Origin of the sequence: Streptomyces sp. CA-179760, from assembly GCF_050937045.1 — a bacterium.
Taxonomy (GTDB): domain Bacteria; phylum Actinomycetota; class Actinomycetes; order Streptomycetales; family Streptomycetaceae; genus Streptomyces.
Genome location: NZ_JBNJLZ010000001.1, coordinates 4,859,099 through 4,876,442 on the forward strand (window position 1 = coordinate 4,859,099; position 17,344 = coordinate 4,876,442).

The 17,344-nt window shown below is 72.2% G+C and carries 15 protein-coding genes, 1 tRNA gene and 3 pseudogenes; 11 read left to right on the forward strand and 8 right to left on the reverse strand.

Translation table 11 applies throughout. From position 1 onward, the window contains the following. Positions 1–15 precede the first annotated feature (15 nt). The 3 genes and pseudogenes from ACQEV8_RS21915 to ACQEV8_RS21925 form a co-directional block, all read right to left on the reverse strand. Positions 16–1,568 (reverse strand): annotated as a pseudogene (locus ACQEV8_RS21915) (Stp1/IreP family PP2C-type Ser/Thr phosphatase). A gap of 138 nt (positions 1,569–1,706) precedes the next feature. Next, positions 1,707–2,219 (reverse strand): FHA domain-containing protein FhaB/FipA, encoded by a 513-nt coding sequence (locus tag ACQEV8_RS21920; RefSeq protein WP_382492105.1) that lies wholly within the window; start codon positions 2,217–2,219, stop codon positions 1,707–1,709. A gap of 10 nt (positions 2,220–2,229) precedes the next feature. Next, positions 2,230–3,096 carry an FhaA domain-containing protein gene (locus ACQEV8_RS21925; RefSeq protein ID WP_432962682.1) on the reverse strand — a complete coding sequence of 289 codons (867 nt, stop codon included), beginning with the start codon at positions 3,094–3,096 and terminating at the stop codon, positions 2,230–2,232. Positions 3,097–3,578: 482 nt separating this feature from the next. Between ACQEV8_RS21925 and ACQEV8_RS21930 the strand changes: the two genes are divergently transcribed. The 5 genes from ACQEV8_RS21930 to ACQEV8_RS21950 all read left to right on the forward strand — a co-directional run bounded on the left by ACQEV8_RS21930 (position 3,579) and on the right by ACQEV8_RS21950 (position 7,790). Next, positions 3,579–3,662 (forward strand) — tRNA-Leu (locus tag ACQEV8_RS21930). Positions 3,663–3,988: 326 nt separating this feature from the next. After that, a complete protein-coding gene (locus tag ACQEV8_RS21935; protein ID WP_432962684.1) occupies positions 3,989–4,927 on the forward strand; it encodes an ABC transporter ATP-binding protein in 939 nt (312 codons plus the stop codon). Beyond that, complete coding sequence (locus ACQEV8_RS21940) at positions 4,927–5,763, forward strand: ABC transporter permease (protein ID WP_432962686.1); 837 nt, start codon at positions 4,927–4,929, stop codon at positions 5,761–5,763. The genes ACQEV8_RS21935 and ACQEV8_RS21940 overlap by 1 nt, the downstream gene beginning before the upstream one ends. 126 nt (positions 5,764–5,889) lie before the next feature. Next, entirely contained in the window at positions 5,890–7,128 is a 1,239-nt protein-coding gene (locus ACQEV8_RS21945; RefSeq protein ID WP_432962688.1) for a sensor histidine kinase, read from the forward strand. Next, positions 7,125–7,790 carry a response regulator gene (locus ACQEV8_RS21950; protein WP_432962690.1) on the forward strand — a complete coding sequence of 222 codons (666 nt, stop codon included), beginning with the start codon at positions 7,125–7,127 and terminating at the stop codon, positions 7,788–7,790. The genes ACQEV8_RS21945 and ACQEV8_RS21950 overlap by 4 nt, the downstream gene beginning before the upstream one ends. On the opposite strand, the gene ACQEV8_RS21955 is transcribed toward ACQEV8_RS21950, so the two are convergent. Both ACQEV8_RS21955 and ACQEV8_RS21960 read right to left on the reverse strand, forming a co-directional pair. Continuing rightward, the gene (locus ACQEV8_RS21955; RefSeq protein ID WP_432962692.1) at positions 7,774–8,310 is read right to left on the reverse strand and encodes a winged helix-turn-helix transcriptional regulator; all 537 of its coding nucleotides are present in this window, start codon (positions 8,308–8,310) and stop codon (positions 7,774–7,776) included. The two genes, ACQEV8_RS21950 and ACQEV8_RS21955, sit on opposite strands and share 17 nt — an antisense overlap. Before the next feature lie 48 nt (positions 8,311–8,358). Continuing rightward, a pseudogene (locus ACQEV8_RS21960) lies at positions 8,359–8,688 on the reverse strand (FtsX-like permease family protein); the annotation flags it as partial. Between ACQEV8_RS21960 and ACQEV8_RS21965 the strand changes: the two are divergent. Together ACQEV8_RS21965 and ACQEV8_RS21970 are read left to right on the forward strand one after the other, a co-directional pair. Continuing rightward, positions 8,667–9,020, forward strand: a pseudogene (locus ACQEV8_RS21965) (response regulator transcription factor); the annotation flags it as partial. The pseudogenes ACQEV8_RS21960 and ACQEV8_RS21965 sit on opposite strands and share 22 nt — an antisense overlap. A gap of 91 nt (positions 9,021–9,111) precedes the next feature. Then, positions 9,112–10,395: a cytochrome P450 family protein gene (locus ACQEV8_RS21970; RefSeq protein ID WP_432962694.1), complete on the forward strand. Its 1,284-nt coding sequence runs from the start codon at positions 9,112–9,114 to the stop codon at positions 10,393–10,395. On the opposite strand, the gene ACQEV8_RS21975 is transcribed toward ACQEV8_RS21970, so the two are convergent. Together ACQEV8_RS21975 and ACQEV8_RS21980 are read right to left on the reverse strand one after the other, a co-directional pair. Further along, the gene (locus tag ACQEV8_RS21975; RefSeq protein WP_432962696.1) at positions 10,373–11,296 is read right to left on the reverse strand and encodes an NAD-dependent epimerase/dehydratase family protein; all 924 of its coding nucleotides are present in this window, start codon (positions 11,294–11,296) and stop codon (positions 10,373–10,375) included. The genes ACQEV8_RS21970 and ACQEV8_RS21975 overlap by 23 nt on opposite strands. Further along, a complete protein-coding gene (locus ACQEV8_RS21980) occupies positions 11,293–12,309 on the reverse strand; it encodes a ScbA/BarX family gamma-butyrolactone biosynthesis protein (protein ID WP_432962698.1) in 1,017 nt (338 codons plus the stop codon). Before ACQEV8_RS21980 ends, ACQEV8_RS21975 begins: the two co-directional genes overlap by 4 nt. A 170-nt stretch (positions 12,310–12,479) precedes the next feature. Between ACQEV8_RS21980 and ACQEV8_RS21985 the strand changes: the two genes are divergently transcribed. From ACQEV8_RS21985 to ACQEV8_RS22000, 4 genes are all read left to right on the forward strand, one after another. After that, positions 12,480–13,136, forward strand: coding sequence for a ScbR family autoregulator-binding transcription factor (locus ACQEV8_RS21985; protein ID WP_432962700.1), 657 nt, complete (start codon positions 12,480–12,482; stop codon positions 13,134–13,136). A gap of 106 nt (positions 13,137–13,242) precedes the next feature. Beyond that, on the forward strand, positions 13,243–14,676 hold the full coding sequence (locus tag ACQEV8_RS21990) for a DUF2252 domain-containing protein (protein ID WP_432962702.1): 1,434 nt from the start codon (positions 13,243–13,245) through the stop codon (positions 14,674–14,676). 97 nt (positions 14,677–14,773) lie between these two features. After that, entirely contained in the window at positions 14,774–15,643 is an 870-nt protein-coding gene (locus ACQEV8_RS21995) for a hypothetical protein (RefSeq protein ID WP_432962704.1), read from the forward strand. A 58-nt stretch (positions 15,644–15,701) separates the two neighbouring features. Then, positions 15,702–16,031, forward strand: coding sequence for a rhodanese-like domain-containing protein (locus ACQEV8_RS22000; protein ID WP_432972890.1), 330 nt, complete (start codon positions 15,702–15,704; stop codon positions 16,029–16,031). Between the two features lie 19 nt (positions 16,032–16,050). Here ACQEV8_RS22000 and ACQEV8_RS22005 read toward each other — a convergent pair whose 3' ends face one another. Continuing rightward, positions 16,051–17,184, reverse strand: coding sequence for an acyl-CoA dehydrogenase family protein (locus tag ACQEV8_RS22005; RefSeq protein WP_432962705.1), 1,134 nt, complete (start codon positions 17,182–17,184; stop codon positions 16,051–16,053). Positions 17,185–17,344: the final 160 nt, after the last annotated feature.

Below are 17,344 nucleotides of genomic sequence, written 5' to 3' on the forward strand. Positions count from 1 at the left end.
CCTCTCACGGCTTGCCTACTGCTTACCGCACAGCGAGACGACCTTCTGCTCTTCCTCCGAGAGGCTGGGGCCGGGGCTGGGAGTAGGTGCGGTCGTGGACGGGGGCGTGGACTTCTCAGGCGCCGACGGCGAGCCCGACGGGTTCGACGGGTTCGGCGTCGGTGTGGCCTTGGACGTGAAGGAGGCGGGAGTGGTTCCCGTGGTGCCCCCGGCCTCGCCCTCGCCGGTCTTGGAGTTGTTCCGGCTCTCGGTGTCGCGCCGCTGCGCTTCCTTCTCGCACGCGGAGGCCTGCACCGACAGTTCCTGGATCTTCGCCTGGGCGTTCTTCAGCCCGCCCTCGGCGATGGTCGCCTTGACCAGCTTCTGCTGGTAGGGCGGCAGGTACTTGAGTTCGATCTCGGGGTGGTCCTTCTCGACCTCCGACAGCGACACCCAGGCCAGATCCTGGCTGATGCCCCGGTACAGCGCGACGTGCTCGTCCTCGGCGCCGACGTAGTACTGCGTCTGCGTCCAGCGCCAGCCGCCGTAGAGGCCGCCGCCGATGACGGCCAGCGCGAGGGCGCCGTAGAAGGATCTCTTCAGCCAGCGGCCCTTGCGGCGCGGCTTGACGAAGTCGTCGTCGCCGTAGTCCAGGCCGGTCGCCGGGATGTAGCCGGTGGTGTCGCCGGAGCCGGGCGGGCCGAACTCGCCTCCGCCGCCGTGCCCGTGCCCCTGGCGGCCGAGGCCGGAGGCGCGGCCGGCGGGGGTCTGCATGATGCCGTTGTCGTGCAGCTGGTGCTGGTTCTCGGCGACGGCGCCGACCACGACCGGGGTGTCGGAGAGCTGGCCCGCGAGGGTGTCGCCGGTGTCCAGGTCGAGGACGTCGGCGACGATCACGGTGATGTTGTCCGGGCCGCCGCCGCGCAGCGCCAGCTCGATCAGGTTCTGGACGGTCTCCTGGGGCCCTGGTAGCTGGCGAGGGTGTCCTCCAGGGTCTGGTGGGACACCACGCCGGACAGGCCGTCGGAGCAGATCAGGTAGCGGTCGCCGGCGCGGACCTCGCGGATGGAGAGGTCCGGCTCGACGTGGTCGCCGGAGCCGAGCGCCCGCATCAGCAGCGAGCGCTGCGGGTGGGTCGTCGCCTCTTCCTCGGTGATGCGGCCCTCGTCGACCAGGCGCTGCACCCAGGTGTGGTCCTGTGTGATCTGCGTCAGGACGCCGTCGCGCAGGAGGTAGGCGCGGGAGTCGCCGACGTGGACGAGGCCGAGGCGCTGGCCCGTCCAGAGCAGGGCGGTCAGGGTGGTCCCCATGCCCTCCAGCTGGGGGTCCTCCTCGACCATGGAGCGCAGTTGGTCGTTGGCGCGCTGTACGGCTGTGCCGAGCGAGGTGAGGACGTCGGAGCCGGGGACGTCGTCGTCGAGCGCGACGATGGTGGAGATCGCCTCGGAGGAGGCGACCTCACCGGCCGCGGCGCCGCCCATGCCGTCGGCGATGGCGAGCAGGCGCGGGCCGGCGTAACCGGAGTCCTCGTTGCCCTCCCGGATCATGCCCTTGTGCGATCCGGCGGCGAAGCGCAGTGACAGACTCATGCGCACCTCGCCCGTCGGCTCCGGGTACAGCCGGTCGTGTCGAGCCACACTGCCCACCCTCCGGTCGGGAGCGCGCGGGGGCCCGGGAGGCCCGCCACCGCGTGCTCGCTCCGCTCGCGCTCATTCATTGGTGTAGCACTACTTCCGCAGCTCGATGACGGTCTTGCCGATGCGGATCGGCGCGCCCAGCGCAATCGGTGTGGGAGTCGTCAGCCGGTTCCGGTCCAGGTACGTGCCGTTGGTGGAGCCGAGGTCCTCGACGATCCACTGGCCGTCGCGGTCCGGGTAGATCCTGGCATGACGGCTGGACGCGTAGTCGTCGTCCAGCACGATCGTCGAGTCGTGCGCCCGGCCCAGGGTGATGGTCTGGCCCTGGAGCGCGACCGTCGTGCCGGTGAGGGTGCCCTCGGTCACGACGAGCTTGGTGGGGGCGTTACGGCCGCGCCGTCCGCCGGCGGACTGCTGGCGCTGCTGCGGCGGCGCCTGGCGTGCGGCGGCCTGCTGCTGTCGGCCGGCCTCGCGGCGCGATCCGCGCTGCGTGACACGCGTACCGAACAGGTCGCTGCGGATGACCTGCACGGCCACGATCACGAACAGCCACAGTACGGCCAGGAAACCCAGCCGCATGACCGTGAGGGTCAGCTCTGACATTGCCCCCGCTTCACCCTTCGGCTTGCCGGTAAATGATGGTGCTGCTGCCCACGACGATCCGCGAGCCGTCGCGGAGCGTAGCGCGGGTGGTGTGCTGCCCGTCCACCACGATGCCGTTGGTGGATCCGAGATCCTGGATCGTCGAGGGCGTGCCGGTCCGGATCTCGCAGTGCCGGCGGGAGACGCCGGGGTCGTCGATCCGCACGTCGGCCTCGGTGCTGCGGCCGAGTACCAGCGTCGCGCGGGAGATCTGATGGCGTGTGCCGTTGATCTCGATCCAGTGGCGGGTGCGTCCGCCGGCGGCCGGGGCGGCCGGGGGCCGCTGACCGCTCGCGGGCTGGCCGTAGCCGCCGGGGCGGCCGCCTGGCGGCGGCGCGGACGGCATGGGCGGGGCGCCCGAGGGCGCGCCGGCGGCCGGCGGGTAGCCGTAGCCACCGCCGCCGCGTCCGCCCTGCGGGGCGGCGGGCGCGCCGCCGCCTCCCGGGGCGTCCTGCTGGCTGCTGGAGGAGGCGAGCGTACGGCTGCGCACCCGGTACAGGCCGGTGTCGAGGTCGTCCGCCTTCTCCAGATGGACCTTGATCGGGCCCATGAAGGTGTAGCGCTGCTGCTTGGCGTAGTCGCGCACCATGCCGGCGAGCTCGTCGCCGAGCTGGCCGGAGTAGGGGCTGAGCCGCTCGAAGTCCGGCGTGCTCAGCTCGACGATGAAGTCGTTGGGCACGACCGTCCGGTCGCGGTTCCAGATGGTGGCGTTGTTGTCGCACTCGCGCTGGAGCGCTCCCGCGATCTCCACGGGCTGGACCTCGGACTTGAACACCTTGGCAAAGGTGCCGTTGACCAGACCTTCGAGACGCTGCTCGAACTTCTTCAGGACTCCCATGGGGCACCTCCTCCGTGGCTGCCGTCCTGTGCACTGCCCTGCGGGCCGTTTGCCGGGTACTGCTGGTACTGCTTACTGATCGTATCCACGCGCCGCTCGATCGGCTGGTTCCCCCTGTCGGCAGGCCGACGGGTGTCGACGCATGACGAAGTTCCCTGTGGAGCTCGTCTTCGAACTCCTCCGGTGGTACTGCTGCGCGTCACCGCCTCGCGTACCTCTGCCGAGGATCGTAGAGGCGGCCGTACACCAGTGTCCCGCACCGGGCTGTGGACCCGGACCGCCTCCTGGGGAGACAAGGGGTACCGGTACGAGGTTGATACGTGAAGCAGTGCGTGTTGATACGTGGCCAGGGCATCGAAGGTTCGGGGGCGGGTCTGCCTGCGGGGACAAGGGATGTGAACCCACCCCCTCCTGCGTGCTAATGTTCTGGGTGTCGGAAGGCGCCGGCCCGCAAGGAGCAGGAGCCCAGGACACACCCAAATGCGCGGGTGGCGGAATAGGCAGACGCGCTGGATTCAGGTTCCAGTGCCCGCAAGGGCGTGGGGGTTCAACTCCCCCCTCGCGCACAGTGAGAACCGATGAAACGGGTCTCTGCCGGTGACGGAAGTCACGGCAGGGGCCCGTTTCTCGTTTCTGTGATCCCTGTGAGGCATCACACAGCCTGGTCAGGCGCCCTACGACCCGCTCTCGCGCGTGAGCTATCTCACGGCTGCTGAGGGGTCGCTGTGAGCCACCGCGTCCGGTGGGCCGATTGGTACCGCGGTACCACCCGGGCGGCGAAGAGTCGCCTCCGGTCCCAGGGGCCGGGCGGGTCGCGCTCCTAGCTTCGAAGTCGGACACCGCGGCGCTTCCGCGGGCCGGTCCGAGGACGAGGCAGGAGAGGCCCACTCCCATGATCGAAGCGCGTGAGCTGACGAAGCGTTACGGCGACAAGACGGTCGTCGACCGGCTGAGTTTCACCGTCAAGCCCGGTGAGGTGACCGGGTTCCTCGGCCCCAACGGTGCGGGCAAGTCGACGACGATGCGCATGATCGTCGGCCTCGACGCCCCGACCGGGGGCTCGGTGACCGTGGGCGGCAGGGCGTACGCCAGGCATGCCGCGCCCCTGCAGGAGGTCGGCACGCTGCTGGAGGCCAGGTCCGTACACCCCGGGCGCAGTGCGCGCAGCCATCTGATGGCGCTCGCTCACACTCACGGCATTCCGCGCCGCCGGGTGGACGAGGTCATCGAGCTGGCCGGGCTGACCAGTGTGGCCGGGAAGCGCGTCGGTGCCTTCTCGCTCGGCATGGGCCAGCGGCTCGGCATCGCCTCCGCCCTGCTGGGCGACCCGGCGATCGTCATGCTCGACGAACCGGTCAACGGCCTCGACCCCGAGGGCGTGCTGTGGGTGCGCAATCTGCTGCGTTCCCTGGCCGACGAGGGTCGGGCGGTGATGCTGTCCTCGCACCTGATGAGCGAGACCGCGCTGATCGCCGACCACCTGGTGATCATCGGACGGGGACGGCTGCTCGCGGACACGACCGTCGACGGCTTCACCCGGGAGGCCGGCGGGGGAGGCGTGAAGGTCTGCACCGCCGAGGCCGTGCGGCTGCGCTCGCTGCTGGCCGGACCGGACGTCACGATCAGTTCCTCCTCCGCCGAGGAGCTGATGGTCGCCGGACGGGACGCCCGGGAGATCGGCGTGATCGCGGCGCGGCACGGGGTGACGCTGTACGAACTCACCCCGCAGGCCGTCTCGCTGGAGGCGGCGTTCATGGAACTCACCCGGGATGTCGTGGAGTACCAGAGCGCTCCGGCCGACTCCGCCGCATCGGATCGGAAGGCCGCCTGATGACTGTCACCAGCCTCGCACCCGCCCCGGCCCGTACGGCGAAGTACCGGGTGACCGGCCTGCGGGTACTGCGCTCGGAATGGGCCAAGTTCTGGTCACTGCGCTCCAGTTGGATCACGCTGGGCGTCGCCGTCGTGCTGCTGATCGCGCTGGGCGCGATCGCCTCCGCCACCTACAGCCCCGGCGTCGCCGCCGGTGGCGGCCCTCCGGGCGGCCAGGGCTCCGGCACTCAGGACGCGGTGAGCCTGGCGCTGCTCGGCGTCACGTTCGCCTCCCTGGCCGTGGGCGTCCTCGGGGTGTTGCTGTCCGCCGGTGAGTACACCACCGGCATGATCCGCTCCACCCTCACCGCCGTGCCGCGCCGGCTGCCGGTCCTGTGGTCCAAGGCCGCCGTGATCGGCCCCATCGCCCTCGTGCTCACCACGATCGGCGCGCTGGCCGCCTTCCAGCTGGGCACCCTCGGTCTCGACGGCGAGAAGATCGCCCTGTCCCTGAGCGACGACGGTGTGCTGCGCAGCCTCGCCGGAGCCGGTCTCTACCTCGGCCTGGTCGCCGTGGCCGGTGTGGCGCTGGGGGTGCTGCTGCGCTCCTCCGCCGGCGCGATCGCGGTCCTGGTCGGCGTCCTGCTCATCCTGCCCGGCCTGGCCTCGCTGCTGCCCGACTCGCTGTACGACACGATCAACCCCTACTTGCCCAGCAACGCGGGATCGGCCATGTACGCCCTGCACGAGTCCTCCGGCGCGCTCTCCCCCGGCGCGGGGGTCGCGGTCTTCGCCGGCTGGGTGGCGCTCAGCCTCGCCGGGGCCGCGTTCCGGCTCCGCGGGACCGACGCCTGACCAGGGCACGGGGACAATGGTGTCCATGAGCGGGGAACGCGCGGCGGCCGCCGCGGACACCGCCCGGGGGCGGCGCTCCCGCCCTCCGGGTTCGACGCGGACTGGGGCCACCCGGTCCTGGGGCGGATGTGGCGCGGCCGGCGGGACCGGCAGCGGCTGGACCGCCGTCATCCGTGGCTGCTCGACACGGCGGTGGTGCTGTTCGTCGCGCTGATCAGCGTGCCCGACCTGCTCTCCGACGACAGCCACGGTCCCCTCGGGGAGGCGGTGCGCCGAGGACAGGTGCCGTCCGGGGTTCTGTCTCTCTTCGCCGCCGCCCTCGTCGTGCCGCTGTGGTGGCGGCGCAGGGCCCCGGCCGTCACTTTCTTCGTGATCGCGGGCGTGTCCCTCGCGCAGTGGTCGTTCGGGGTGTGGCAGCAGGCGGGCGTCAGCACGCTCGTCGCCCTGTACTCCCTGGCTCTGCACGGTTCGCTGCGGGCGCTGGGCTGGGCCGCCGCGGTGACGGTCGTCGAGACGACGGTGGCGGTCTGTGTCCTGGTGGATGTCGGCAATCCGCTGCGCGGCCTGTTCTTCCTGCTGGGTACGGCGACGGCGGCCATGGCCGTGGGCCTGACGCTGCGGATCCGCCGGATGTATCTGGCGGCGCTGGAGGACCGGGCCCGGCGCCTGGAGGTCGAGCGGGACCAGCGGGTGCGGCTCACCGCCGCCGCCGAGCGCTCCCGGGTCGCCCGCGAGATGCATGACATCGTCGGCCACAATCTCTCGGTCATGGTCAGTGTGGCCGATGGCGCGGCCACCCTCGCCTCCCATCGCGGCGAGCAGTCCGCGCAGGCCCTGCGGATCCTCGGTGACACCGGCCGCCAGGCCATGAGCGAGCTGCGCCGCGTGCTGGGCGTGCTGCGCGAGGACCAGGAGGACGAGCGGCCGCTCGGCCCGCAGCCCGGCATCCGGGATCTCGACGCCCTGCTGGCCCGGGTCCGCGCGGCCGGGGTGCCGGTGACGTACCGGACCGTGGGCGATCTCGACGGGCTGGGCGGCGGAGTGCAGCTCACCGTGTACCGCGTCGTCCAGGAATCGCTGACCAACACCCTCAAGCACGCCGGGACCGGCACGTCCGCCGAGGTCACCCTCGCCGTCGAGGCGGGCGAGGTACGGGTCCGGGTCGCCGACGCCGGCGCGCCACCGGGGGCACCCCCGCGGGCGAAGGCGGCGACGGGGGACGACGGTCCCGGCCACGGACTGGTCGGCATCCGCCAGCGGGCCGCCATGTACGGCGGGACCGTCATCATCGGACCGCGCGACAGCGGCCACGGCTGGCTCGTGGACGTCGTGCTCGACGTACCACCGGGAGAACGACTGCCATGACCACCGTCCTCGTCGCCGACGACCAGCCCCTGCAGCGCATGGGGGTCCGCATGCTGCTGCAGGGCACGCCGGGCCTGGAACCCGTGGGTGAGGCCGAGCACGGCGCCGCGGCCGTCCGCATGGCCGCCGAACTGCGTCCCGACGTCGTCCTCATGGACGTCCGGATGCCCGGCATGGACGGCATCGAGGCCACCCGCCGCATCGTCGCGTCCGGCGGGCGCACCCGCGTCCTCATCGTGACCACCTTCGACCTGGACGAGTACGCCTACGAGGGGCTGCGCGCCGGTGCCAGCGGCTTCCTGCTCAAGGACGCCCGGCCCGAGGAACTCGTCGCCGGCATCCACGCGGTCGCGACCGGCGACGCCGTGGTGGCTCCCCAACTGACCCGGCGCCTGCTGGACGCCTACGCCCATCAGGTCCTGGCACCGGCCGGCCCGCCCGTGCCGGACCCGCGGCTCGGGGCCCTCAGCGACCGCGAACGCGAGGTACTGGTCGCCATCGGGCAGGGCTGGACGAACGCGGAGATCGCCGAACGGCTCGTGCTCAGCGGGTCCACCGTGAAGAAGCACGTCGGACGGGTCCTCGCCAAGATCGGGGCACGCGACCGGATCCAGGCCGTGATCACCGCCTACGACGCCGGGCTGGTCAGGGCGAAGTCCTAGACCCGGCCTCCCCCAGGGTCCGTCCCGGGGCGAAACGCTCCCGTACGGCGGGGTCGTCCAGGAGACGGGGCGGGTAGCCGGGGCCGGTGCGGGCGGTCAGGTCCCGGTGGTGCAGGGGCTCGCCGCAGGAGGAGCAGACGACCCGGGCCTGGGTGTCGTGGTCGCAGGACGTGTGGCGCAGGACCACCGGGGCGCCCTCGTCGCCGGAGAGCCAGCGGTCGCCCCAGGCGTTGATCGCGGCGAGGACACCGAAGAAGTCGCGGCCCTTGTCCGTCAGCAGGTACTCGTGGCGCACCGGGTCGCTCTGGTAGACGCGCCGCTCCAGGAGGCCCTCGGACTCCAGGCGGCGCAGCCGGTCGGTGAGGGTGTTGCGGGCGATGCCGAGCGAGCCGATGAAGCCGTCGAAGCGGGACTCGCCGTAGAAGACCTCGCGCAGCACCAGCAGGGTCCAGGCGTCGCCCAGGATGTCGGCGGTGCGGGCGATGGAGCAGGGCCAGGTGTCGAACGAGGTCCGTCGCATGGCTCCACTTTATTGGTCTCATGATGAGATTCAGCCGTCCTCGGGGGGTCATTCCCGTACGCCGGCCAGTTCCACCGGGCGGCGGCGCAGGGCGAGTGCCGTGGGGAGCGTCGCGGAGACCACGGCCAGGAGGCCGAGGAGCGTGCCGGGCGGCGACGACCGTCAGGGCCTCGGCGGCCGTCAGGCGCAGGACCTGCCACCGGGTGGCGCCGGTCAGCCGCAGTACGGCCAGGTCGCGTATCCGGTCGGAGGTGGCCATGACCGTGGTGTTGGCCCGAGCGTCTGGTGCAGGGCGGTGGCGACGGCGCCCGGGTCCGTGCCGTCGGCCAGGGCCACGTCGACGCGGTCGGGCGTGGCGCCCGGGGCGGGTCGAGGAGTTCGTCGTCGAGGCGCTCGGTGAGGTGGCCGACGGCGGCACGGTCGTCGACCCGGAGGTCGTACGGCGGCTGCTGCGCCGCCGCCGCGACCCGCTGGAGCGGCTCACCCCGCGCGAGCGTGAGGTGCTGGCGCTGATCGCCCAGGGCAGGTCCAACGGCGGGATCGCCCGTGAACTGGTCGTCTCCGAAGCGGCCGTGGGCAAACACATCTCCGGCATCCTCATGAAGCTCGACCTGCCGCCCGCGGACGAGACCCACCGCCGGGTGCTGGCGTTTCTGCGGGCGTGGGGATGCCGGGACAGCTCTGCTCTGTCCCTGGCCAACACTCTGTGAAGCAGTGGCCAAAACAAACCGGATGACAAGTTTTTTCGGTGGCCGGATCGCACCATGGTTCCCCAGCCTCTGGACCGAGGAGCGAAGTGTCATGGCACAGCAGGCCTGTCCCTTCCTGACGATCGACCCGTCAGGCCAGGACCTCTATGGCGAGATAGCCCGGATCCGGACCCAGGGCCCGGCCGTGGAAGTGGAACTGCCCGGCGGCGTACGGGCGTGGTGGATCAACGGCCTGGAGCTGAACAAGCGGCTCCTGGCCGGGCCCGAGACGAGCAAGGACGCCTTCCAGCACTGGCCGGCCTGGATCAACGGGGACATCTCCCGCACCTGGCCCCTCGCGATCTGGGTCTCGGTACGCAACATGGTCACCGCCTACGGCACCGACCACAGCCGGCTGCGCAAGCCGATGGCCGCCGCCTTCACCAAGCGGCGCGTCGACGCGCTGCTCCCGCGCGTGCAGGAGATCGTCGACCGGGCGCTGGACGACCTGGAGCGGATCCCGGAGGGCGAAGTCGTCGACCTGCGGGCGTCGTTCGCGGCGTCGGTGCCGCACGAGGTGGTGTGCGAACTCTTCGGCGTACCGCCCGGCGAGGACGGTCCGCGCGATGCCCTGTACCGGATCATCAACCGGTTCTTCGACACGGCGATCTCCCTGGAGGAAGCCCAGGCCAACGGGGTCGAGCTGTACGGCACGCTCACCGCGTTCCTCCAGGACAAACGCGAGCACCCGGCCGACGACCTGACGACGGCCCTCATCGCCGCCCGCGACGAAGGCAGCTTCAGCGAACAGGAGTTGATGGACAACCTGATCCTGCTGCTCACCGCGGGCTTCGAGACGACCGTCAACCTCATCGACAACACCGTGCACAGCCTGCTCGCCCACCCCGACCAGCTCGAACTGGTCCGCTCCGGGCGGGCGACCTGGGAGGACGCCCTGGAGGAGTCGCTGCGCCTCGAAGCGCCGGGCGCCATGTCAGGCCTGCGCTACGCCGTCGAGGACATCGAGATCGAGCCGGGTCTGACGATCCCGAAGGGCGACCCGCTCGTGGTCTCCTTCGCCGGTGCCGGACGCGACCCCGAGCGGCACGGCCCGGACGCCGAACGGTTCGACCTCACCCGCGCCACCAGCCGCGACCATGTCTCCTTCGGCCACGGCGTACACCACTGCCTGGGCCGGCCGCTGGCCATGGCCGAGGCGACGGCGGCCCTGACCTCGCTGTTCGACCGCTTCCCGCGACTGGCCCTGGCCGACCCGTCCCGTCCGCCGAAGCGGCTGCGCTCCATCATCTCGACGGGGCACGAGGAGCTGCCCGTGCTTCTGCACGGCCCCCGACTCGAGGAGGAGGAGACGGTCAGGACACCGTCCGGTCCCTGAGGAACGAGCGGTACCAGGGTGCCGCCCGTGTGAAGGCCGCCGCGAAGCCCTCGCCGGGCGAGCAGTCGAGGTCCTTCCAGAAGGCGTCGTCCACGAACCAGTGGTCGACTGTGAGCATGCCGAGGTGATGGAGGGCGAGCGGTGTCCCGGCGGACCGTTCCAGGGCCGTGGCGACGTCCACCGCCGCACCGCCGCCGGGCACCTCCAACTGCGCGCTCACCGCCCCGAGCAGGTCCGGAACCCCGACCGGCTCGGGGTGGTTGACGTGGTGCACACCGCCGCCGTGCGCCGGGGACAGCGCCGCCGCCACCACCGCACGGCCCAGGGTGGTGACGTCGATCATCGACTGGAGCGCGTGGCAGCCGGTCAGGGTCGCCGACAACTCGCCCAGCAGCCACACCAGTCCGGGGACGACCCAGCGGTCGCCCTCGCCGTGGACCAGGTGCGGCCGCAGCACCAGGCCGCCCGCGTCCAGGACGTGCCGTTCGGCGGCGGCCCGGGTGCGGCTGGTGGCCGACGCGGGCGCGATCGGCACCTCCCCGGGGCGTACGCCGCGGAAGGGGCCCCGGCCGTACACGGCTGCCGTGCTCACGTACACGATCCGGCCCACTCCGGAACGCACGGCCTCCTCGACCAGGGCCCTCGTGCCCACGTCGTTGACCGCTTCGAGGGTCTCGGCGTCGCCGCTGATCCGGGTGGCGCAGTGCACCAGGACGTCGGTGTCCGCGCAGACGCCGCGCAGGGAGGCCGGGTCGTCGAGGTCGCCGTGGACGGACGCGGGGCCGGGCGGTGTCCGCCGGGACAACTGCCGTACACGTACACCGGGGTGTCGGTGCGCGGCGGCGGCCACATGGCTGCCGACGAAGCCGCTCGCGCCCGTGATCAGAAGGTTGGCCGTCACGACAGCGACCGTACCCGGGCGGGCCGTGCGGAGGTCAGGGTGGCGGTGAAGACGGACTCGCCGTCCTGCCGCCCCGAGACCCGTACGGTCACCTCCTCCGGGTCCGTGCCGAGCACCTCGGTCTCCAGCCGGCAGGGGCTGTGCAGCTCGGCGTACCGGGCGAAGGTGGCCGTCATCGAGCGGGGCAGGAAGGGGCGCTGACCCGTCACGGCCGTCGCGGCCTGGCGGGCCGCTTCGAACAGGGCCATGCCCGGCACATGGTCGTTGGGGCGGGGGAAGAGGACCGGGTGCCGGGTGTCCACGCGCAGCAGCCAGACCCCGGGGCGTTCGGCGGGGGCGAGGACGACGTCCTCGGCGCGGGAGCGGCCGGCGAGCGCGGGCGCTATGCCATCCAGCAGCGGCACCGGAGTCTCCAGGGCAGCCAACTGCCGCTCGCGCAGGCGGCGGTAGGCGAGCGGCGAGGTGCAGCCGGTGCTGCCGGTGCCGCGGGCGACGAAGCGTCCGGCGCGGCGGAACTCCATCGTGGTCCGCATGCTGCTCAGGCCGCGGCCGCGGCGGCGCACCTCGGAGCACACGACGTCGATGTCGACCGGTTCGGCCGCCTCCGACAGCGGGAGCGCGGACGGGTCGGCGAAGACCGTCAGGTCCCACATGACGAAGTGGGTGTCGGCCGGGGCGCCGTACTCGGCGTGGGCGAGCACCATCGAGGCCTGCCGCAACGTCTCGCCCACGATCATCGGGTCCTGATGGCGGTCGTCGACGGGGCCGAAGAAGGGGTGGGCGGCCGGCCAGTGCGCGGTGAAGCGGAAGCGGCCGTCGGAGATTCGGCGCCACCGGGTGGGGAAGACGTCGGTGTCGGTGGTGCGGTGGGCGAGGTCGGTGGTGACGGCGGTGTGGGGCCCGCGCTCGGTTTGTGGCGCGTTCTCGACGGCCGCAACGGTTGCGTTTGCCGGGCGGGCCTCGCGTCCGGTCTGATCGTCCGTGGGTGCGCTTAAAGGCCCTGTCTGCGGCATGAGAACCCCCAGGATCGGCTGCCTGGCTGCGATCTGTTCGACTTGGACGTTTGACTAAGATACGGACGAGCCGGTTTTTTTCAAAGGGTGAGCCAAGCCGCCGGGACAGGCCCTCGAGCCCCCGCTGCACAGTGACTTCACAGGGATCGACGGAGATCAGGAGGCACCCGATGGCGCGACAGGAGCGCGCGATCCGCACCCGGCGGACCATCCTGGAGGCGGCGGCGGCCGTCTTCGACGAACGCGGCTACACCTCGGCGACCATCGGAGAGATCCTGGACCGGGCGGGCGTCACCAAAGGCGCGCTGTACTTCCATTTCGGCTCCAAGGAGGAGCTCGCGACCGGGGTGTTCGAGGAACAGCTCGCGATCACCCTGCCCCCGCAGTCCAGCAAGCTCCAGGAACTCGTCGACTCCGGTCTGGTGCTGGCCCGCCGGCTGCGGTCCGAGCCGCTGGTGCGGGCCAGTGTGGGGCTCGCCCTCGACCAGGGCGCCATGGACCTCGACCGCGCACAGGCCTTCGGGATGTGGTTCGACCAGAACGTGCAGCGGCTGGCCGAGGCCAAGGCACAGGGCGAACTGCTGCAGCACGTCGACGTGGCGGAGACGGCCGAACTGCTGGTCGGCAGCTTCTCCGGGGTGCAGCTGCTGTCCCAGCTGCGCTGCCAGCGGCGGGATCTGGAACGCCGGGTCGTCGTGATGTTCGAGCACTTCCTGCCGAGTATCTGCGTGCCCGCGGTCCTGGCCCGGATCGATGTCTCGGTGGGGCGGGTGGAGCAGGTGCTCGCCGAGGTGGCGGAAGGGCAGGTGCTGCCCGCTCCCGCGTGAGTTGTCCACAGCCGGGAGTTGTCCACAGGGTCTGACGCGTTTCAGCCGCCCGGATGTACGGTCGGCACGAGTTGATGTTCGTGCGCGTGCGGGGGAGGCGGTTGGGATGACCAGGGCTGGCGTGGGGGCCGAGGGCATGGCAGCGAACGGGGCGGACCGTCGGCTTCCGCGGGTGCGCGGGTTCGCCGACCGGCCGGCCGAGGGGTCGCCCAAGGACGAGGGCAAGGCCCTGCGCAAGCGGATCCCGCGCAGTGCGCACTCCCTGCTCGACCTGGACGCGTCCCGGCCCGACGCGGTGAGCGCGGTCGAGGAGTCGGGCCGTGGCAGGCTCCTCGAGCTCACCCCGATCCGGGTCGGCCGCATGGCCGCCACGCCGTTCGCGTTCCTGCGCGGCTCGGCCGGCCTGATGGCCTACGACCTGGCGCGCACCCCCATGACCCGGATCCGGGCCCAGATCTGCGGCGACGCCCACGCGGCGAATTTCGGCCTGTACGCCGACGCGCGCGGCGGCCTCGTGATGGATCTGAACGACTTCGACGAAACGGTGCACGGCCCCTGGGAATGGGACCTCAAGCGTCTCGCGGCCTCCCTGGTGCTCGCGGGCCGGGAGGCCGGAGCGGACGAGGACCGGTGCCGCAAGTCGGCGTACGACGCGGTGGGCGCCTACCGCCGCACCATGCGACTGCTGGCCAAACTCCCGGTGCTGGACGCGTGGAACGCCATCGCGGACGAGAAGCTCGTCTCCCACGCGGACGCCCATGACCTGCTCGGCACCCTGGAGCGGGTCTCCGAGAAGGCCCGCCACAACACGAGCGGGCGTTTCGCGGCCAAGTCGACCCAGGCCACGCCGGGCGGGGGGCGCCGGTTCGTCGACGCCCCGCCGGTGCTGCGGCGCGTCCCGGACGCGGAGGCCGCGGCGGTCGCCGCATCCCTGGAGGAGTACGTCGGCACCCTGCCTGAGGACCGCCTGCCGCTCCTCGCCCGGCACTCGGTGCACGACGTGGCGTTCCGCGTCGTCGGCACCGGCAGCGTCGGCACCCGTTCCTACGTCGTGCTGCTCCTGGACCACCGGGGCGAGCCGTTGGTGCTCCAGGTCAAGGAGGCACGGGCCTCGGCGCTGGTGCCGCATCTGGTGACGGCCGGTTTCGAGGCGCCGGAGGCCGTGCACGAGGGCAGGCGGGTCGTGCTGGGACAGAAGCGGATGCAGGTCGTCAGCGACAACCTGCTGGGCTGGACGACGGTCGACGGGTTCCCCTTCCAGGTCCGCCAGTTCCGCAACCGCAAGGGCAGCGTCGATCCGGCCGCCCTGGCCGCCGACCAGATAGACGACTACGGCCGGATGACCGGCGCGCTCCTGGCCCGGGCGCACGCCCACAGCGCCGATCCCCGCCTGATCGCCGGGTACTGCGGCAAGAGTGAGGAGCTGGACGAGGCGATGGCGGGGTTCGCCGTGGCCTACGCGGACCGGACGGAGGCGGATCACGCGGAGCTGGTGGAGGGAGTGCGGGCGGGGAAGGTCGCCGCGGAGATGGGGGTGTGACCCTTGTGACTTCTGTGACTCCTGTGACCCCTGAGGTGCTTCGGCGGGTGGCCGTCCGGGGCACGGCGGAGGGTGCGGCGTGGCCTAGGCTGGTCGGGTGACGACCCCGGAAGCTGAGCAGGGCGGTGGCGGCGCCGATGAGGAACGGGTGACGCCCGAGGGCGACGCGGCCCGCGCCGAAGGTGACGCGGCCCGGCCCGAGGAGCGGCTCGAGCGGGCCGTGCGGGCCGCCGAGCAGGCGTTGATCGAGTACGAGATCGCGGTGGAGACCTTCCGCGTGGAGGTCGAGAACTTCTCCCGGCTGCACGAACAGAAGCTCGGTCCGCTGTACGCCCGGCTCGAGGACCTGGACGCCCGGATCCTGGAGGCCAGGGCCGCCCGCAGCGGCGACCCCGACGACCTGCGGCGCGCGGAGGAGGCCAGGTCCCGGCTGGCGCCGATCCCCGGTGTCGAGGAGCTGCTGAACGGCTGGATGGACGACAGCGGCCTCTTCCCGGAGGCCGTGGCGATGCTCACGGACCAGGCGGTCCGGCCCCCGCAGCGGGTCCGCCCCAGCGAGGAGGCCCGCAAGCTCTACCGTGACCTGGCCCGCAAGGCGCACCCGGACCTGGCCCAGGAGGAGACGGAGCGCGAGCGGCGCGAGGAGTTCATCACCCGCGTCAACGCCGCCTACGCCCGTGGCGACGCGGCGGAGCTGCGCGAACTCGCCGAGGAGTGGGCCAAGGGGCCGGAGCTGAAGCGCGGCCCGAGCCGCGCCGAGGAGCTCTACAACCGCCTCGAATGGCTCGCCCAGCGCAAGGAACTGCTCGCCCTGCTCGCCAAGGAGCTGGAGGAGAGCGCCATCGGCCACATGCTCCAGCTGGCCCCGGACGACCCGGACCGGCTCCTGGACGAGATCGGGCAGCAGCTGCGCAGCCAGGTCACCGAGCGGGAGACGGAGCTGGCCACGCTGCTCGGCGAGGGCTGAGCCGCGTCGCCCACAGGGTGGGTCGGGTAGCGTCGGACGCATGAGTTTTGGAGCTGGTGTGCCCACGGTCGGGGTCGTTGACCTCAAGGACGGCGACTTCCTGCTGGACGTCCGGGAGGACGACGAGTGGAAGGCCGGTCACGCCGAAGGGGCGTTGCACATCCCCATCAGCGAGTTCGTCGCCCGGTACGGCGAGCTGACCGAGGCCGCCCCGCAGGACGGCCGCGTCCATGTGATCTGCCGCTCCGGCGGCCGGTCCGCCCAGGTCACGATGTACCTGGCCCAGCAGGGCGTCGACGCCGTGAACGTCGACGGCGGCATGCAGGTGTGGGAGGCGGCGGGGCGTCCCGTGGTGACGGACGACGGGCAGCAGGGGTTCGTCCTCTAGCGCCTCTCGTCGAGGGCCTTCAGGCCAGTGGGTGTGCCGCCAGCAGGTCGCCCAGGGTTTCCTCGTGTGCCGCGGCCGGGCCGAGCGACAGCTCCAGGTGCTTGGCCCAGGCGTGGTACCGGTGCAGGGGGTAGTCGACGTCGGCGCCGAACCCGCCGTGCAGATGCTGTGCGGTCTGCACGACCCGGCGTACGCCCTCCGCCGCCCAGATCTTGGCGACGGCGACGTCACCGGCGGCGGGCAGCGCGCCGGGTGCCCCCGAGGCGATCCGCCACGCGGCCTGCCACAGCGTGGCCTCCATCGCGCGCAGGTCGATGTAGCGGTCGGCGGCCTGCACGGCGACGGCCTGGAAGGTGGCGATCGGGAATCCGAACTGCTCCCGTTCGCTCGTGTACTCCCCGGTCATCCGCAGCACGCGCTCTCCGAGCCCGAGCGCCAGCGCGCACGTCCCGGTGGACAGCAGGTTCCGCAGCCACTCCCACGCCCCGTCGGCGTCGATGACGTCCCGCGCGGTGAGCCGGGCCGACTCCAGCCGCAGCTCGCCGAGGCGCTCACCGCTGGTGGAGAACTGCTCGGCGAGGACGGCTCCGGGGTGATCACGGGGCACCAGGGCCAGGACGGTCCGGCCGGTCGCGGTGTGGGCGGGTACGACCGTGACGTCCGCGTCGTAGGCCCACGGCACGGCCGTCTGCACCCCGTCCAGCACCCAGGCCCCGCCGTCCTGCCGTGCGGTCACGGCGAGCTCGGCCGGGTCGTGGCCGGTGCGGCCGTGCGCGGCGACGGTCAGCACGATCTCGCCGCGGCCGGCCCGGGCGAGCAGGGCGGACTTCGCCTCGTCGCTGCCGAAGGCCTGGACGGCCGCCGCCGCCGCGCCGCTCTCCAGCAGCGGCACCCTGGCCAGCACCCGCGCCGACTCCCGCAGCACCAGGCAGAGCGCGATGGCGTCCAGGCCGGCCCCGCCGTACCGCTCGTCGAGCAGCAGGCTCAGCAGGTCCGCGTCGGCGAGCCGGGCCCACAGGGCGTGGTCGTGGGTCTCGGCGACGGCGCCGGGGGTGAGCGCGGGGCTGGGCACGGCGTCCGGGGCGACCCCGGCGAACACGCCCTTCGCCGCCTCGGCCGCCGCCTGCTGCTCCTCGGTGAAGGTGAAGTCCACGGTGCCTGTCCTTCCGGGCCGATCCCGTTGAGCTGACGGGGCGTCAAGATAGAACAGGTTCTAGCAGAAGGGAATGGGCGTACGGGCGGGCGCCGTATGGTGTCCCTCCGGGCGGTCGCTGGCGCCGTACGGAGGTGTCCCCCCGGGCGGTCGTGGCGCC

Excerpts from the sequence above, each read along its gene's own strand:
- ACQEV8_RS21920 (WP_382492105.1), bottom strand. The coding sequence starts at position 2,219 with ATGTCAGAGCTGACCCTCACGGTCATGCGGCTGGGTTTCCTGGCCGTA.
- ACQEV8_RS21925 (WP_432962682.1), bottom strand. The coding sequence starts at position 3,096 with ATGGGAGTCCTGAAGAAGTTCGAGCAGCGTCTCGAAGGTCTGGTCAAC.
- ACQEV8_RS21935 (WP_432962684.1), top strand. The coding sequence starts at position 3,989 with ATGATCGAAGCGCGTGAGCTGACGAAGCGTTACGGCGACAAGACGGTC.
- ACQEV8_RS21940 (WP_432962686.1), top strand. The coding sequence starts at position 4,927 with ATGACTGTCACCAGCCTCGCACCCGCCCCGGCCCGTACGGCGAAGTAC.
- ACQEV8_RS21945 (WP_432962688.1), top strand. The coding sequence starts at position 5,890 with ATGTGGCGCGGCCGGCGGGACCGGCAGCGGCTGGACCGCCGTCATCCG.
- ACQEV8_RS21950 (WP_432962690.1), top strand. The coding sequence starts at position 7,125 with ATGACCACCGTCCTCGTCGCCGACGACCAGCCCCTGCAGCGCATGGGG.
- ACQEV8_RS21955 (WP_432962692.1), bottom strand. The coding sequence starts at position 8,310 with ATGCGACGGACCTCGTTCGACACCTGGCCCTGCTCCATCGCCCGCACC.
- ACQEV8_RS21970 (WP_432962694.1), top strand. The coding sequence starts at position 9,112 with ATGGCACAGCAGGCCTGTCCCTTCCTGACGATCGACCCGTCAGGCCAG.
- ACQEV8_RS21980 (WP_432962698.1), bottom strand. The coding sequence starts at position 12,309 with ATGCCGCAGACAGGGCCTTTAAGCGCACCCACGGACGATCAGACCGGA.
- ACQEV8_RS21985 (WP_432962700.1), top strand. The coding sequence starts at position 12,480 with ATGGCGCGACAGGAGCGCGCGATCCGCACCCGGCGGACCATCCTGGAG.
- ACQEV8_RS21990 (WP_432962702.1), top strand. The coding sequence starts at position 13,243 with ATGACCAGGGCTGGCGTGGGGGCCGAGGGCATGGCAGCGAACGGGGCG.